At 64.7% G+C, this 14,254-nt stretch carries 14 protein-coding genes; 7 read left to right on the plus strand and 7 right to left on the minus strand.

What is annotated here, in order from left to right; translation table 11 throughout:
• Positions 1 to 18 precede the first annotated feature (18 nt).
• Positions 19 to 1,395 carry a DUF1329 domain-containing protein gene (locus tag FBY21_RS13555; RefSeq protein ID WP_142011684.1) on the plus strand — a complete coding sequence of 459 codons (1,377 nt, stop codon included), beginning with the start codon at positions 19 to 21 and terminating at the stop codon, positions 1,393 to 1,395.
• Positions 1,396 to 1,547: 152 nt separating this feature from the next.
• On the plus strand, positions 1,548 to 2,537 hold the full coding sequence (gene surE / locus FBY21_RS13560) for a 5'/3'-nucleotidase SurE (protein ID WP_142011686.1): 990 nt from the start codon (positions 1,548 to 1,550) through the stop codon (positions 2,535 to 2,537).
• Positions 2,538 to 3,362: 825 nt separating this feature from the next.
• On the opposite strand, the gene ribB is transcribed toward surE, so the two are convergent.
• The 3 genes from ribB to FBY21_RS13575 are packed head-to-tail and all read right to left on the minus strand — an operon-like array spanning position 3,363 to position 6,205.
• A complete protein-coding gene (gene ribB, locus FBY21_RS13565; RefSeq protein ID WP_142011688.1) occupies positions 3,363 to 4,454 on the minus strand; it encodes a 3,4-dihydroxy-2-butanone-4-phosphate synthase in 1,092 nt (363 codons plus the stop codon).
• Positions 4,454 to 5,380, minus strand: coding sequence for an alpha/beta hydrolase (locus tag FBY21_RS13570; RefSeq protein WP_142011691.1), 927 nt, complete (start codon positions 5,378 to 5,380; stop codon positions 4,454 to 4,456). Before FBY21_RS13570 ends, ribB begins: the two co-directional genes overlap by 1 nt.
• Positions 5,381 to 5,389: 9 nt before the next feature.
• On the minus strand, positions 5,390 to 6,205 hold the full coding sequence (locus tag FBY21_RS13575) for an SDR family NAD(P)-dependent oxidoreductase (protein ID WP_142011693.1): 816 nt from the start codon (positions 6,203 to 6,205) through the stop codon (positions 5,390 to 5,392).
• Between the two features lie 176 nt (positions 6,206 to 6,381).
• Between FBY21_RS13575 and FBY21_RS13580 the strand changes: the two genes are divergently transcribed.
• From FBY21_RS13580 to FBY21_RS29425, 4 genes are all read left to right on the plus strand, one after another.
• The gene (locus FBY21_RS13580; RefSeq protein WP_142011695.1) at positions 6,382 to 7,428 is read left to right on the plus strand and encodes a Rieske 2Fe-2S domain-containing protein; all 1,047 of its coding nucleotides are present in this window, start codon (positions 6,382 to 6,384) and stop codon (positions 7,426 to 7,428) included.
• A 114-nt stretch (positions 7,429 to 7,542) separates the two neighbouring features.
• Positions 7,543 to 8,673, plus strand: a complete 1,131-nt coding sequence (locus tag FBY21_RS13585) for a helix-turn-helix transcriptional regulator (protein WP_142011698.1) — start codon at positions 7,543 to 7,545, stop codon at positions 8,671 to 8,673.
• A 159-nt stretch (positions 8,674 to 8,832) separates the two neighbouring features.
• On the plus strand, positions 8,833 to 9,369 hold the full coding sequence (gene nudE, locus FBY21_RS13590) for an ADP compounds hydrolase NudE (RefSeq protein ID WP_142011701.1): 537 nt from the start codon (positions 8,833 to 8,835) through the stop codon (positions 9,367 to 9,369).
• A gap of 86 nt (positions 9,370 to 9,455) precedes the next feature.
• Positions 9,456 to 9,614: a hypothetical protein gene (locus tag FBY21_RS29425; RefSeq protein WP_160158601.1), complete on the plus strand. Its 159-nt coding sequence runs from the start codon at positions 9,456 to 9,458 to the stop codon at positions 9,612 to 9,614.
• 138 nt (positions 9,615 to 9,752) lie between these two features.
• Here FBY21_RS29425 and FBY21_RS13595 read toward each other — a convergent pair whose 3' ends face one another.
• The 4 genes from FBY21_RS13595 to FBY21_RS13610 all read right to left on the minus strand — a co-directional run bounded on the left by FBY21_RS13595 (position 9,753) and on the right by FBY21_RS13610 (position 13,149).
• Positions 9,753 to 10,175 carry a GNAT family N-acetyltransferase gene (locus FBY21_RS13595; RefSeq protein ID WP_083272564.1) on the minus strand — a complete coding sequence of 141 codons (423 nt, stop codon included), beginning with the start codon at positions 10,173 to 10,175 and terminating at the stop codon, positions 9,753 to 9,755.
• A 198-nt stretch (positions 10,176 to 10,373) separates the two neighbouring features.
• On the minus strand, positions 10,374 to 11,888 hold the full coding sequence (locus tag FBY21_RS13600) for a sialidase family protein (RefSeq protein ID WP_142011703.1): 1,515 nt from the start codon (positions 11,886 to 11,888) through the stop codon (positions 10,374 to 10,376).
• A 154-nt stretch (positions 11,889 to 12,042) separates the two neighbouring features.
• Positions 12,043 to 12,348 carry a hypothetical protein gene (locus tag FBY21_RS13605; RefSeq protein WP_142011706.1) on the minus strand — a complete coding sequence of 102 codons (306 nt, stop codon included), beginning with the start codon at positions 12,346 to 12,348 and terminating at the stop codon, positions 12,043 to 12,045.
• An 81-nt stretch (positions 12,349 to 12,429) separates the two neighbouring features.
• Positions 12,430 to 13,149, minus strand: a complete 720-nt coding sequence (locus tag FBY21_RS13610; RefSeq protein ID WP_142011708.1) for a hypothetical protein — start codon at positions 13,147 to 13,149, stop codon at positions 12,430 to 12,432.
• A 563-nt stretch (positions 13,150 to 13,712) separates the two neighbouring features.
• Between FBY21_RS13610 and FBY21_RS13615 the strand changes: the two genes are divergently transcribed.
• Positions 13,713 to 14,180 (plus strand): Bro-N domain-containing protein, encoded by a 468-nt coding sequence (locus tag FBY21_RS13615; RefSeq protein WP_142011711.1) that lies wholly within the window; start codon positions 13,713 to 13,715, stop codon positions 14,178 to 14,180.
• Positions 14,181 to 14,254: the final 74 nt, after the last annotated feature.

Here is a 14,254-nt window from a genome sequence, read left to right on the forward strand (position 1 = left end):
CCCGACAGGAGAGTCGAGATGCACGCGTACACCTACAAACCGCTCCTGGCTGCCCTCGTCCTCGCCTGCCTGGCCAGCCCGCAGGCCATGGCGCAGGTCAGCCCCGAAGAAGCCGCCCGCCTGGATAAGGACCTGACGCCCATGGGCGCCGAGAGGGCCGGTAACGCCGACGGCAGCATCCCCGCCTGGAGCGGCAAATGGCTTGGCACGCCGCCCCACGTGAAGTTCGACGGCACCGGCCACAAGCGCCCCGATCCCTATGCCGGCGAGCAGCCGCTGTTCACCATCACCGCCGCCAACCTGGAGCAGTACAAGGACAAGCTCTCGGAAGGCCAGGTGGCACTGCTCAAGCGCTACCCGGACACCTACCGCATCCGCGTGTACCCCAGCCATCGCGACTTCCGCTACTCCCCGGTGGTGGAGGCCAACATCCGCCAGAACGCTCTTGGGGCCGAGCTGATCAACGATGGCTATGGGGTCGCCAACGCCTTCGGCGGCGCGCCTTTCCCCATTCCGAAGAACGGCTTCGAGCTGATGTGGAACCAGAACCTGTCAGCACGAGCCTGGAAGGAAGAGGCCACCTACAAGATGGCCCTGGTGCTGGCCAACAACAACCGCGTGGGGGAAACGGTCGGCTACCAGATCCTCTCGCTGTGGGACGACCCCAACGGCTCGCTGGCAACCTACGACGGGACCCAGGCCTGTGCCATGGTCAGCACCCAGGAACCGGCACGAAAAAAAGGCGAGATCATCCTCAGTTGCGACTTCAGCGACCCGATCGCCAAACCGCGCCAGGCCTGGCAGTACCTGCCCGGCAACCGCCGCGTGCGCCGCGCGCCCACCATCGGCTACGACACCCCCTACGGTGCCGGCGGCTTCCGCGTGATGGACGAGGACCGCCTGTTCAACGGCGCACCCGACCGCTACGACTGGAAACTGGTGGGCAAGCAGGAGATGTTCATCCCCTACAACAACTACGCCCTGGATGATCCGGACCTGCCCGCCAGCGAGCTGACCGCCGGCACCGGCCACATCAACCCCGACCATGTGCGCTTCGAGCTGCACCGGGTCTGGGTGCTGGAGGCCAACCTCAAGGAGGGCAAGCGCCACATCTACGGCAAGCGACGCTTCTATATCGACGAGGACAGCTGGGCAGCGGTCCTCGGCGACAACTACGACGGCAAGGGCCAGCTCTGGCGCACCAACATCCAGACCTCGGTCTACGCCTACGAGGTGGAAGCCTTTCACGCCCGGGTCGCCGTCTACCACGACCTGCTCGCCGGCTCCTACCTGGCCGACCGCCTGGTCAACGGCCTGGCCCCGGCGCGCCTGAACGACGCCGACTACGACGCCAGCTACTTCACCGCCGCGAACCTGCGCAAGCTCGGCAAGTAACCCACCCTGCCCCGCCCGTGCCGGCCTAATCGGCCGGGTCGGGGCGCGCCGCACTGGCAACTGTCCGCCACCTGAAGCGGTCACTCGATGCCCTGTAACAAATGGACCTTAAGGTCAGCTTCCACCGTGCCTACGCCACAAGGAAAACAACAATGACGACCCTGCTCCGCACTGCTGTCGGTATCACCGCACTCGGCCTGTCCCTGCAGGCCAATGCCCTGAACATCCTCCTGACCAACGACGACGGCTGCCGCGCCCCCGGCATCGAGGCCGTCTACCAGGCGCTGGTCGCTGCTGGCCACCAGGTGACCCTGGTGGGCCCGCAGAACGACAGCAGCGGCATCGGCGCCGCCAGCGTGGTGGTGCCCGGCCAGGCCATCGCCATCACCCAGCTGGCGCCGGGCAAGTACTGCGTCGGCGCGCCCGCCGGCTACCTGCCGCCGGCCGGCAAGACCTCGGCCATCGGCACCCCGGTGGACGCGGTGAACGTCGGCCTCGACCTGCTGCTGAAGGACAACCGCCCGGACCTGGTGGTCTCCGGCACCAACTTCGGCGACAACGTGGGCCCGCTCACGCAGATGTCCGGCACCGTCAACGCTGCCGTGCGCGCGATGTACAAGGGCGTGCCGGCGGTGGCCGTCTCCACGGCCATCGACCTCAAGCTGATCACCCAGGACCCGCAGGCCGGCTACAGGAAGACCCTCGACGCCATGGATGACACCGCGCGCTTCGCCACCCGCGTGATCGGCCGCGCAGCCGCCTTCGGCGCCGAAGCCCGCCGCCTGTGCGAGAAGAGCCGCGGCAAGTCCAGAACCTACTGCAACACCAACGTCCTCGGCCTGCCGGGCAATACCGGCCTGAACATCAACTACCCGGCCCTGGAAGCCGGCCAGGTGACCGGCGTCGCCTTCGCCCCGATCAGCGACTGGGGCAACGTGGTGTTCGCCCCGCAGCAGGGGCCGGACGGTGTGGTGCGGGTGAACCTCGTCGCCCCGCCCGCCCCCACCGCCGAACAGAAGCAGGGCGACGCCTGGCAGCTGTCGCTCGGCAAGGCGGTGATCACCCCCATCGACGGCAACATTACCGCCGGCAGCCTGGTGCAGGTGCAGACCCAGCTGATGCTGCGGGGCGTCAAGCCCTGACCGATGCCGTGAACGCGTGACAGGAAGCCCCCGTATGGGGGCTTTTTGTCGAGTCCGGACTGACGACGGGCCGTGCAGACCGGATGAAGACGGGTGCGGCCTGGTACATCGCTGGTGGATCGATGAAGCGCGGCCCCCCTACCTCCACAAGGCAGCCCACACCGGCACACCACACCCGTAGCCCGGACTTCAGTCCGGGGAATGGCACACGCGTCCAGGCCTGCCAACGGCTCCCGGGCTGAAGCCCGGGCTACATCGCAGTAAGCGGTGACGCCGTGGGGCGGGGGATGGCGTATTTTCCATCCACCCATGGCGTTCGCCGTGGCCCCGCATGGTGGACCGATGAAGCGCGGCCCCCTACCTCCACAAGGCAGCCCCCACCGGCACACCACGCCCGTAGCCCGGACTTCAGTCCGGGGAATGGCACACGCGTACAGGCCTGCCAACGGCTCCCGGGCTGAAGCCCGGGCTACATCGCAGTAAGCGGTGACGCCGTGGGGCGGGGGATGGCGTATTTTCCATCCACCCATGGCGTTCGCCGTGGCCCCGCATGGTGGACCGATGAAGCGCGGCCCCCTACCTCCACAAGGCAGCCCCCACCGGCACACCACACCCGTAGCCCGGACTTCAGTCCGGGAAATGGCACACGCACTCAGGCCTACCAACGGCTCCCGGGCTGAAGCCCGGGCTACATCGCTCGGCTCGCGCCTACGGCGTGGAGCCCAGGCGCAATGGTTACCTTGTGCATCCAGGGTCGATCGCGAAAGCAGGCCGGAGGGCTGCCGGTGAGGGTCAAGCGGGGCTTGGCCCTGGACTACGAATGGCTCAGTCCGACTCCGGCGGGCTGAAGGGGATGAACTCGGCGACTTCCAGTTCGAAGCCGGAGACCGCCTTGTAGCGGACCGGGAAGCTCAGCAGGCGCATGCGGCGCACGCCGACGTCCCGCAGGATCTGCGCGCCGATGCCCAGGGTGCGCTGTGGAAAACTCGGCGGGCGGGGCTTCTGCAGGCCCTGTTGCAACTGCTCGATCACCGCGTCGGGGCTTTCCTGCTGGGCCAGCAGGACCACCACGCCCGCGCCCTCTTCCGCCACCCGTGCCAGGGAGCGGTCGAGGTTCCAATGGTCGGGGTGGCTGTCCAGCAGGTCGCGCAGGGTTTCCACGGCCTGTACCCGCACCAGCGCCGGCTCGTCCCGGCGCACTTCACCGCGCACCAGGGCCAGGTGCAGCTGGCCCTGGTAGTCGTCGAGGTAGGTGAGCACACGGAATTCGCCGTGGCGGGTCTGCAGGGGGTATTCGCCGGAGCGGCGGATGGTGCCTTCGTGGAGGATGCGGTAGTGGATCAGGTCCGCCACGCTGCCGAGCGGCAGGCCATGGCGCTGGGCGAAGTCGCTCAGGGCCTGGCCACGGGCCGGTTCGCCCTGCTCGTCGAGGATGCCCACCAGCACGGCAGCCGGCATCAGCCCGGCCAGGCGTGCCAGGTCGCAGGCCGCTTCGGCATGCCCGGCGCGCTGCATCACGCCGCCCGGCTGGGCGCGCAGGGGGAACACGTGCCCGGGCTGCACCAGGTCGGCGGCGACGCTGGCCGGGTCCACCGCCACGGCGATGGTGCGCGCGCGGTCGGCGGCGGAGATGCCGGTGGAGACGCCGCTGCGCGCCTCGATCGACAGGGTGAAGCCCATGCCGTGGCGCGCCCGCGAGTGGGGCACCATCAGCTCCAGGCCGAGGGCCCGGCAGCGCTCCTCGGTGAGCGCCAGGCAGATCAGCCCGCGCGCGTCCCGGGCCATGAAGTTGATGGCCTCGGCGTTGGCGTGGCCGGCGGCGATCACCAGCGAGCCTTCGCCTTCGTCCTCGTCGTCGGTGATCACCAGCATGCTGCCGCTGGCCATGGCGTCGATGAGGCGCTGCGGGCTGTCCATCAGCTCAGCGCCTGGCGCAGGTCGGCGGCGGCGGACTCCAGCGCCGCCTGGGCGGCGGTGACGAAGGCGGCCATGCTGATGAAGCCGTGGATCATGCCGGCGCAGCGCTGCAGGCGGGTCGTCACCCCGGCGTCCTGCAGGCGCCGGGCAAAGGCTTCGCCCTCGTCACGCAGCGGGTCGTACTCGGCGCTGATCAGGGTGGTCGGCGGCAGCCCGGCGAGGCGCTCGGCGCGCAGGGGCGAGGCCAGGGGGTCGTCACCTTGCTGGGGTTGCGCCAGGTACTGGCTCCAGAACCAGTGCATCTGTTCGCGGGTGAGGAAGTAGCCGTCGGCGAATTCGCTATAGGAGGCGCTGTCGCAGCGGGCGTCGGTGACCGGGTAGAACAGGCACTGGTAGGCGATGCGCGGCCCCTGGCGCTGCTGTGCCAGGCGGGCGACGGCGATAGCCAGGTTGGCACCGGCACTGTCCCCGGCCACGGCCAGGCGGCGGGCGTCGAAGCCCAGCTCCGAGGCGCGGGCGGCCAGGTCGCAGGTGGCGGCGTAGCCATCCTCGGGGGCTGCCGGGAAGCGTGCCTCCGGCGCCAGGCGGTAGGCCACCGAGACCACCACGGCGCCACAAAGGCGAGCGAGGCTGCGACAGAGGTTGTCGTGGGTGTCGAGGTTGCCGATGACGAAGCCGCCGCCGTGGAAGAACACCACCAGCGGCAGGCTGTCGCTGTCCTCGGGCCGGTACAGGCGGGCATCCAGCGAACCGGCGGCCCCGGCGACCTCGAAGTTGCGTACCTCGAACAGGCGCTCGCCGGGCATCGGCGGCATGAGGTTGTCGCAGAACTGGCGGTACTGCCGGGGGTCGAGCTGGCTGTAGTCGGGCTGGGGCATGCCGGCGAACTGCTGGAGCACGGCGGCGATCTGGGGATCGAGGGACATGGGCGCTCCTTACAGCTCGGCCATCTGGAAGACCGGGTTGGTCTCGTCGAGGATGCTGGCCATGCGCCGTTCCAGCGCCGGCTTGAAGGTCTTGTGCGGCAGCAGCCAGAAGCGCCCGGCCTCGATGCCGGCGAACACCTCGCGGGCCAGCTCGCGCGGGGCCATGCCCTGGCGGATGCTGCTGTCGAGCAGCGTGTCGAGCTGTTGGGTGGCCGTGCCGAGGGGGGTGTTGGAGCGCATGATGTCGCTGCTCACCGAGCCCGGGCAGAGCACGGCGACGGCGACCTGCGCCTGCTGCTGGGCCAGTTCGTAGTGGAGGGTTTCCGACAGCGCGACCACGGCCTGCTTGCTGACGGTGTAGGGCCCGAGCAAGGGGCTACAGACCAGCCCGGCAAGGGAGGCGGTGTTGACCACCTGTGCCGGCCGGCCCTGGGCCAGCAGCAAGGGCACGAAGCTGCGGATGCCATTGATGACGCCGCCGAGGTTGATGTCCAGCAGGCGTCGCCATTGCGCGGCGTCGATCTCCCAGCAGAAGCCGGTCTGCATCACTCCGGCGTTGTTGAACAGCAGGTCGACGCCACCGAAGCGCTGCACCGCGAGGTCACGCAGCGCCTCCACCTGCATTGGGTCGCCAACGTCACCCACCTGCGTGGCGACCTCCACGCCCTGCCCTTGCAGCGCCTCGGCCAGGGCGGCCAGGCGCTTTCCATCCACATCGCTCAGCACCAGGCGCAGCCCGCGCGCGGCGGCTTCTTCCGCCAGCCCACGGCCGATGCCGCTGGCGGCTCCTGTGATCACGGCCACCTGGCCTCGTTCAATCCGCATGGCTGACCCCCTCTGCTGGTAATGCCGCGCAGTAAAGCCGGGAGCGACCACGCGGCCATCGTCCGATCAGACGATGCCGGGAATTGCAGGCACCGCAGAATCCGATCCAGCACGTCCGCTGCGGGGTTTGCCTGAGCCTGCGCAGCCCTCGAGAACCCCGACGGGAGAACAAGAAGATGAGTACGTTGCACCGCATCGAAACCAAGCCGCTGGCAGCGCGCTATGCACGCGGCTGGCACTGCCTGGGCCTGGCCTCCGCCTACCGCGACGGCAAGGCCCACCGCCTGGATGTGTTCGGCACCCGCCTGGTGGCCTTCGCCGGGGAGGACGGGCAGATCCGCATCCTCGATGGCTACTGCCCGCACATGGGCGCTGACCTCAGTGAAGGGTGCGTGGAGGGCGATGCCGTGCGCTGCCCGTTCCATGAATGGCGCTGGCGCGCCGATGGGGTATGTGACGACATTCCCTACGCCAAGCGCATCCCGCCCCGGGCGAAGATCAAGGCCTGGCCGGTCTGCGAGCAGAACAGGCTGCTGTTCGTGTGGAACGACCCGGAGGGCAATCCGCCCATCGCCGAGCAGGCCATCCCGCGCATCGATGCCTGCTTCGACGAGGCCTGGGCGGAGTGGGAAGTGGCGGAGCTGAAGATCGACACGAACTGCCGCGAGCTGATCGACAACGTCTCGGACATGGCCCACTTCGATTCGGTGCATGGCACCGACCTCACCCACTTCAGCAACACCTTCGAGCGGCACATGGCGGTGCAGGTGATGCGCGGCAGCAGCGCGCGGCTGTCGGGCGACAGCGAGCTGCGCACCATCGCCACCTACTACGGCCCGGCCTACCAGATCACCGAGATGACCGGGGCGATGGATGGGGTGCCGATCCATTCGATCCTGCTCAACTGCCACGTGCCCATCGACCTGAACAGCTTCACCCTGCGCTACGGGGTGCTGGTGAAGAAGGTGCCGGGCCTCACCGAGGAGCAGAACCGCGAAATGGCCAGGGCCTATGTGAAGCAGGCCCAGGACGCCTTCTACGAGGACGTGGCCATCTGGCACAGCAAGACCCGCGTGGACAACCCGCTGCTGTGCGACGGCGATGGTCCGGTCTACCAGCTGCGCAAGTGGTACGAGCAGTTCTACACCGACGTCGCCGAGCTACCCGAGTGCCTCGCCGAGGCCCGCTCCTTCATCGTTCTCGACGTCACCGAGACCGCCTGAGGTCTCCGCCGGCTGCTGCGTCGCCCTCTCTTTGGAGGGTGACGATATTGCCTTGCCGATGCTTCTCACCAGCCGGCAAATTGAATCCTACAAAAACAAAAAAATGGTTCAGACATGGCACAGACTCTTACGCTCGATGCATTCAGCGGGATGCTGGGCGACCTCTATCAGGGGCCGCTCGAAGACATTCCATGGGCCACCTTCCTCAACCAGTTGAACCGATACCTGCGCAGCAAACATGTCACCTTCATCCTGCGGCCTCCGAGCGAGCACACCGAGGGGTTGATCGTGAACACCACGGGCAGTTCCTCGGAGGTGACCGCCTCCTACAACAAGCACTTCTTCGCCCTCGACCCGTTCGTGGACCTGCCCAATCGCCAGGTGGTGACGACGAGCGAGTTCCTGTCACGCCAGGAATGGGAGGAGTCGGAGTTCTTCAAGCGCTTCCTGGAGCCGGTGGGGGTGCTCCACATCCTCGGTGCGGACATCCGCACCTGCGACGGGGCGCAATGCCGCATCCGCGTGAGCCGGGGGCGGGAAGACCCGGAGTTCAGCGAGGACGACAAGGCGCTGCTGACGCACTTCGTCCCGCACCTTGAGCGCTCGATCAAGCTGCACATGCAGCTCAACCGCATCGAGACGGAGCGCAACCTCTATGCCGGCGCGGTGGACCAGCTGGCGGTGGGCACCATCATCCTCGACGAGGACGGCAAGGTGCTGCAGACCAACCGGGTGGCCGAGCGCCTGCTACAGGAAAAAGACGGCCTGAAGCTGGTGAATGACGGCCTGCAGGTGGGCAACCCGCGTGATACCCAGGAGTTCCGCCGGCTGGTGAAGCAGGCCCTGCATTCGCAGCGCAGCAACATGCCCTCGGTGGTGGAGGCGTTACGGGTGCAGCGCGCCTCCGGCAAGGCGGACCTGGGCATCATCGTGCGCTCGGTGCCGCTCTCGGCCTGGAACGAGGGTACGCAGTGCCCGTCGGTGGTGATCTTCATCAGCGACCCGGAGCAGGAGTCCAGTGCGCCCCAGGAAATCGTCAAGGCGCTGTTCGACCTGACGCCAGCCGAGGCGCAGCTGGCCATGCTGCTGGCCAACGGCCTGACCCTCGATGAGGCGTCCGATGCACTGGGCATCAGCCGCAATACCGCGCGGGCGCACCTGCGCTCGACCTTCTCCAAGACGGGGGTGACACGGCAGACCATGCTGGTGCGCTTGATCCTGCGGAGCGTGGCGACGCTGGGGTGAGGCCACCTCAAGGGACGTTGCCCTGCGGGTGACGCCCCTGGAGGCGGGGGCGCCTTCACGAGCAGCCACAGGTTGCGCCGTGGCCGCTAGTCCATGCGGACGATGCCCTCGGCCCGGCGGGGGGCGACGCTGTGCCGGGTCCTCCCCAGGGGTTCCGCCATGCACCGTCCCCCCACCATCCTCAAGACCGAGTTGCTGGCCCGCAGCGAGTGGTTCCAGATCGAGGCCCTGCACCTGGAGTTCAGCAATGGCCAGCGCCGTGTCTACGAGCGGCTGCGCGGTTCCGGTTACCAGTCGGTGCTGGTGGTCGCCCTGCCCGACCCGCAGCACGTGCTGCTGGTGCGCGAGTACGCGGTGGGGCTGGAGCAGCGGGTGCTGGGATTGCCCAAGGGAGGCGTGGACCCGGGCGAGAGCAGCCTGGAGGCGGCCAACCGTGAATTGAAGGAGGAAGTCGGGCTGCATGCCGGGCGCCTGCGGGAGCTGGGCACCTTGAGCCTGGCCCCCGGGCACCTGTGCCACAGCTGCACGGTGGTGCTGGCCGAGGACCTGCAGCCGGGAACCGCCAAGGGTGACGAACCGGAGCCGCTGGAGGTGATCCAGGTGCCACTGACGCGAATCGCCGGGCTGGTGGCCGAAGGCGAACTGCACGAAGCCCGCGCCATCGCCGCGCTGTTCATGGCGCTCGGCAACCTCTAGTCCATCCGGACGAGGCGCGTTGCCACACGTGCCCCTAGGGTGGGACGACACAGGAATCCAGCGTCCATCCTTTGCGGGAAACGACCATGACAAGAACAAAGAAGCTGTGCCTCGCCCTGCTCGCCTGCGCCTTCGCTGCGGCCTACATCACCTTGCTGCAGAGCCCCTTCCTGAATCACCTGGCGGAAATGACCACGTGCCAGGGACCGCTCCACGCCTGCTATCGCCCGGCGGTACGGCTTTAGCACCGCGACCTGTTGCCAGGATCACCGGGCACCTGAGCCATTTGCAGGCTGCACTGGTCGCGCTTCTGGAATGCCGAAAAAGCCCCGGCTGAACAGCTGACTGAGGGATCACCCTGGGCTGGAGCGCTGTAACGCCGGTCAGCGCTTCAACTCCGGTCGCCGGTAGGCCATGCCCACCGAACGCGGCGCGGTCTGCACGAAACCGAACTGCGCGTAGAGGTCCTGCGCCTGGCCATCGGCGATGAGGCTGACGTAGCCGCTCTCCGGCACATGGGTTTCGATGTACTTCAGGATCTCGCCCATGATGCGCTTGCCCAGCCCCTTGCCCTGGTGCGCCTTGAGCACGGCAATGTCGACGACCTGGAAAAAGCACCCGCCATCGCCGATCACCCGCCCCATTCCCACGGGTTGCGATTGATGAAGAATCTGCACCGCGAAGAGCGTATTGGGCAGCCCGCGCACCGCTGCTTCATCGGTCTTGCCGCTGAGGCCGGAGCCCGTGCGCAGCGCTTGGTAGACCGGGACGGAAGGGGTTTCGAGCAGGCAGGAATAGGCAGTCAATGGCGTCACCGTGGTTGGGTGGGAAGGGGCAGAGGCAAGGGGGCTAGTAAGCCAGATGTTCGCTGGCGGCCGTGTAAATCGCCCCGGCTTTATCAAAATTGCAACCGAAACCCTTCTCACAAGAGCTGACGAAGCACTTGTATGAACGGCTCAAGTCGCAATGTTTCTTTATTTGCTCCTGCAAGCTACCGGTAGGAGTTACTCGGCAGGCCCAGCATTATTGCTCGCCATCTGATGCCAACTTCTACCATCGTCTGTTGACATCCAGAACTCGCCCTCTGCCGACCCGGCGTACGCCGTTTTGCCGTCTCGGCTGTAGAACAATTGGTTAAAGAATATCGGCGCCTCGGTGGTTTCGATCCAGTTTTTGCCGCCGTCGGCGGTGTAGGCCATGCGGTTGGGGGAGAAGAAACCGACTTCGAAAGCGATACCGTTTTTTTCGTCGCGAAAGGTGGGCATCAGCATAAAGCGCGAGTTAGTAGAGTCCTGCCAGGTTTTGCCCATGTCATGACTTTCGTATGGGTTAACCGCAATGCTCGCGGCGCAGCGACAGCGTAATACGCTTTCTTGCGATACAGAGAACATCTGGATGGCGCCGGGAAGTTCGCGGATATCAGACTTGCCACTGGGCAAATCCAACACGGCAATCTTGCGACCAGGCAGGGTGGTAACGAGCGTGTCGCGCACAAGGTGGGACTGCGCGCGTACGCCGGGAATGTCCCAAAATGAGATGTCCATCGTGTAATGAGCCAGCGGGGTCCACGTATCGCTGCCATCAGGTGCTGAGGACACTTGCACGTCATTGCCGTGCAGCGTGGTGGCAATCACCCGCTTGTTCCAATAACTGAGGTCCACTACAACACCGAATGGCAGATTGCCGCGGATAGAACGCCATGTGGCGCCCAGATCGTCGGATTGCCGAAGGATCCCCAGTTCACCACCTGCCAACCAGCTTCCTCCCGGCGTAACCAGGACCGACTCCACCGATACCTGACTGTTGATGTCATGAGCAACCGGCCTCAAGCCAGGGCGCCAACTGAATATCACGCCGTTTGCACTGCCATACACGAAGTCTCCTTGATCGGTATCCTTCACAGATACAAATCCGTAGCTCATTTCTTTGGCAAGTTTGAAGGCTGCGTCCATATGAGCTGGTACGCTGTCACTACTCCATGACAAGGCAGGCTCCGCGAGTAGCGGTTTAAGACTGGGCAATGCTTGGTCGATGAGTTCGGTAGAAATGCCTGCGTCCGGTTCACGCTTATGGGCAAAAAGAACCTTGTTGCCCAAGCCCAACTGAATAATTTCACCGAGGTCCGTTAGGCGCCTGCTCTTCACTTCAAAGCGACTGAAGTTCGGATTCACGGTCACCAGCGAACTGACGCACATGTACCCACATCGTTGCGCGGAGAACTCAACGAATCGATACATGCCTGGCGGTAGGGAGGCAGCGTAGATGGCTGTTCTGGAGGTTGAATCCAGTGTTGGCAAGAGGGCGAATTGTCTGCTCGACTCAGTTCCTCTAGGCAGGCGCTCAACAACTATGTTGTCCCAGTTCTTGAAGAACTGGCTGGCGCTGGCCATGTTGGGCAGCACCCGTACCAGTACGGCTCCGTCGGTTGGCGATTCGATTTCGGCGGTGCGCATTTCGACACTGGCGCAACCAGACAAGAACATCAGCAGAACAGTAGAAAGCAGCACCCCGACACGCATGGTATCCCTTCCATAAACGAACCTCTTGAGCGCGTGATGGTATCTGGGGAAGTTTGAAATGTCTGCGGATGAACTCGATGAGTTCACAGGACCGGGCAAGGCTCCGAGAACCGCACCAACGACCTCGATTTGCGGTTCGGTGTATGGCCAGACCTCAACGACACCGGCCCAGAGACGTTCCGAATGCTTCTGCAAGACGAGCCAGCTTCTCAGCGGCCTCTGCAGAAATAGCGAGAGGCGGCTCTTTGATCATGTAATACAGGTGATCAAGGGCGACTCCGGCCTCACCGTGAGCCAGGTAGTCCAAAACAATTTCTCTCCCATTCTCAAGACCTGCTTGAGCCAGAGAATGGTCATCAGGTATGGGGCCGAGCTGCGCATAAGCGTCTGACATCAATGCAGAGACCTCATCTAGAACTTCACACAGGTCTGCATGCAGTGTCGGGCTCAGTTGACTCATTTCGCTTTACTCACTACCCGCTCTCGGCCAACCGCAGCCGCTTTGAGGAGTTGTTATAGAACTGATGAGGGTATATCAGCATCAATTCCCCGATCGCCCTACCGAAGAACGAATAAGGCTGATGATCCGCTCATCTTGCACATCGTAGTTTCTGATTATTCCACCCTGACCCCGACTCAATGCCGACTGACCAATCGCGCGACCAATCCCTGCGCCCAGCGCCCCGCCCACCGCCGCTTCTGGCGAGGGCACTCCTGTTGTATTGCCAAGTTCTATGACCACAACATTCACAGGACCGCCGATGCGAGCGCCAGCCGGTGACTCATCGACGGGTGGGTTGATTTTCGAGAAGGGCCTGGGCGGTAGCTTCGAATCGGTTTCTCCAGTGATATTGCGAAAGTCTGCGTAATAGTAATACCAGGGCGTAGCGTCAGAGTCGTAAGGAACAAAAATGCCGCCTTCATCGTTAAATTTCACGGGGGTATTCCCCACTATGAAGTGCGTAGCACGCTGACCAGTACGCAAGTATTCCTGACCTTCCTTTTCCGGAAGGATCAGCACGCCGCCCTTGGGCCCTCGGTAATAAACTCCGTCGCTGTTATGCCCTACGGCAATGTACTCGCCCGGTGTCAATCCGATCAGTCGAGGCGGCCCTAGCAGGCCCTCCTCAAAGCGCACTAGATCTTGTGTCACTACAAAACTGCCACCGTCGGTGCTGGGGATGATTTCACTAGTGGGCACACAGCCGCCAACCAGAAGCAACAGGCCCAACAAGGCAAATACGCGAATTGAGGGATACATCATGACGTCCTTGTGTGCAGCGTTTTCGGTAGGTTTTCCCCTATGGAGGTGACGTCTACCACGCCTTGATGGTGCGCCGACGAACGCGACGCTATAAGCCAACCGGCCTGATCATACGGGTAACTGAGTAGTGGAAAAAGGAACGTAACAGCACTTCAAGACAGGCAGCTATTGGCCGATTTCTGCCAGTCACATGCAGCAGACTCATTAGTTAGACGTTGATGTGCTTTCCCCAGAATTCCTCAGGCGAACCACTGCCACACCCTTGCCCTCACAGTCCTGCCTCCCTATTCTCCCCGAGCCACGGTAAATCCCGTGGCCGGGTTTGACAGCCCGATGACAAGGCGCGGTGCGCCACACGGTGCATGCGAAAAACGGCGAATGTTTTTTGCAGGCACGAGCACGCATGCAGTTTTCAACTGCACAGCTTCATGGCGGATCGCGCGGGGAGACCCTCGTGGTCTGCCGGTCTCTTGTCCCGGTCTGTCAACCCCGCGCGATTCGCCACCCTTCGAATGACAGCGAGGGATGGCGAAGTGGTCCATCGACAAGGAACCCATGCCATGAACAAGGTTTTCACCCCCTTCGTTTTCTATCACCACCATCAACGCCTGCGCGCGGTGATGGTCGACAACCAGCCCTGGTTCGTCGCCCATGATTTCGCGCAGCTGATCGGCCTGGCCGATGCCGCGCCCCTGCTCCCGGCCCTGGAGCCTCACGAGCAGCGAACGCTAGCCCTGGGCTACAGCGACGACTTCCACGAAGAGGTGGTGGTGATCAGCGATATCGGCGCCTACCGGGCGCTGTTCCAGTTTGGTCAGCCGAAGCATGGCGAGGTGGGCCGCTGGCTGAACGAGGTGCTGGTACCAACGCTGCACGACCATCACCGCACGCCGGATGCGGCGCCCAGCCGTGAGGTGTTGAACTACGGCGGGCGTCGGCTGGGGGTGGTGCGCTGGCAAGGGGAGCTGTGGGTGGCCTGGCGGGATTTGCCGTCCTTCATGGCCGGCGAGCCGGAGGTGACGGCGTGACCGGTACCCCGGCTGGCGGTCGCTGACCTGGGCTTGGCCCCTCTCGGTGTCGGGAGGGGTCTTTTGGGGCAACG

The organism is Pseudomonas sp. SLBN-26 (genome assembly GCF_006715895.1).
In the GTDB taxonomy this organism is placed as follows: domain Bacteria; phylum Pseudomonadota; class Gammaproteobacteria; order Pseudomonadales; family Pseudomonadaceae; genus Metapseudomonas; species Metapseudomonas otitidis.

Excerpts from the sequence above, each read along its gene's own strand:
- FBY21_RS13610 (WP_142011708.1), bottom strand. The coding sequence starts at position 13,149 with ATGTATCCCTCAATTCGCGTATTTGCCTTGTTGGGCCTGTTGCTTCTG.
- FBY21_RS13600 (WP_142011703.1), bottom strand. The coding sequence starts at position 11,888 with ATGCGTGTCGGGGTGCTGCTTTCTACTGTTCTGCTGATGTTCTTGTCT.
- FBY21_RS13615 (WP_142011711.1), top strand. The coding sequence starts at position 13,713 with ATGAACAAGGTTTTCACCCCCTTCGTTTTCTATCACCACCATCAACGC.
- nudE (WP_142011701.1), top strand. The coding sequence starts at position 8,833 with ATGCACCGTCCCCCCACCATCCTCAAGACCGAGTTGCTGGCCCGCAGC.
- FBY21_RS13585 (WP_142011698.1), top strand. The coding sequence starts at position 7,543 with ATGGCACAGACTCTTACGCTCGATGCATTCAGCGGGATGCTGGGCGAC.
- surE (WP_142011686.1), top strand. The coding sequence starts at position 1,548 with ATGACGACCCTGCTCCGCACTGCTGTCGGTATCACCGCACTCGGCCTG.
- FBY21_RS13555 (WP_142011684.1), top strand. The coding sequence starts at position 19 with ATGCACGCGTACACCTACAAACCGCTCCTGGCTGCCCTCGTCCTCGCC.
- FBY21_RS13575 (WP_142011693.1), bottom strand. The coding sequence starts at position 6,205 with ATGCGGATTGAACGAGGCCAGGTGGCCGTGATCACAGGAGCCGCCAGC.
- FBY21_RS13605 (WP_142011706.1), bottom strand. The coding sequence starts at position 12,348 with ATGAGTCAACTGAGCCCGACACTGCATGCAGACCTGTGTGAAGTTCTA.
- FBY21_RS13580 (WP_142011695.1), top strand. The coding sequence starts at position 6,382 with ATGAGTACGTTGCACCGCATCGAAACCAAGCCGCTGGCAGCGCGCTAT.
- ribB (WP_142011688.1), bottom strand. The coding sequence starts at position 4,454 with ATGGACAGCCCGCAGCGCCTCATCGACGCCATGGCCAGCGGCAGCATG.
- FBY21_RS13570 (WP_142011691.1), bottom strand. The coding sequence starts at position 5,380 with ATGTCCCTCGATCCCCAGATCGCCGCCGTGCTCCAGCAGTTCGCCGGC.
- FBY21_RS29425 (WP_160158601.1), top strand. The coding sequence starts at position 9,456 with ATGACAAGAACAAAGAAGCTGTGCCTCGCCCTGCTCGCCTGCGCCTTC.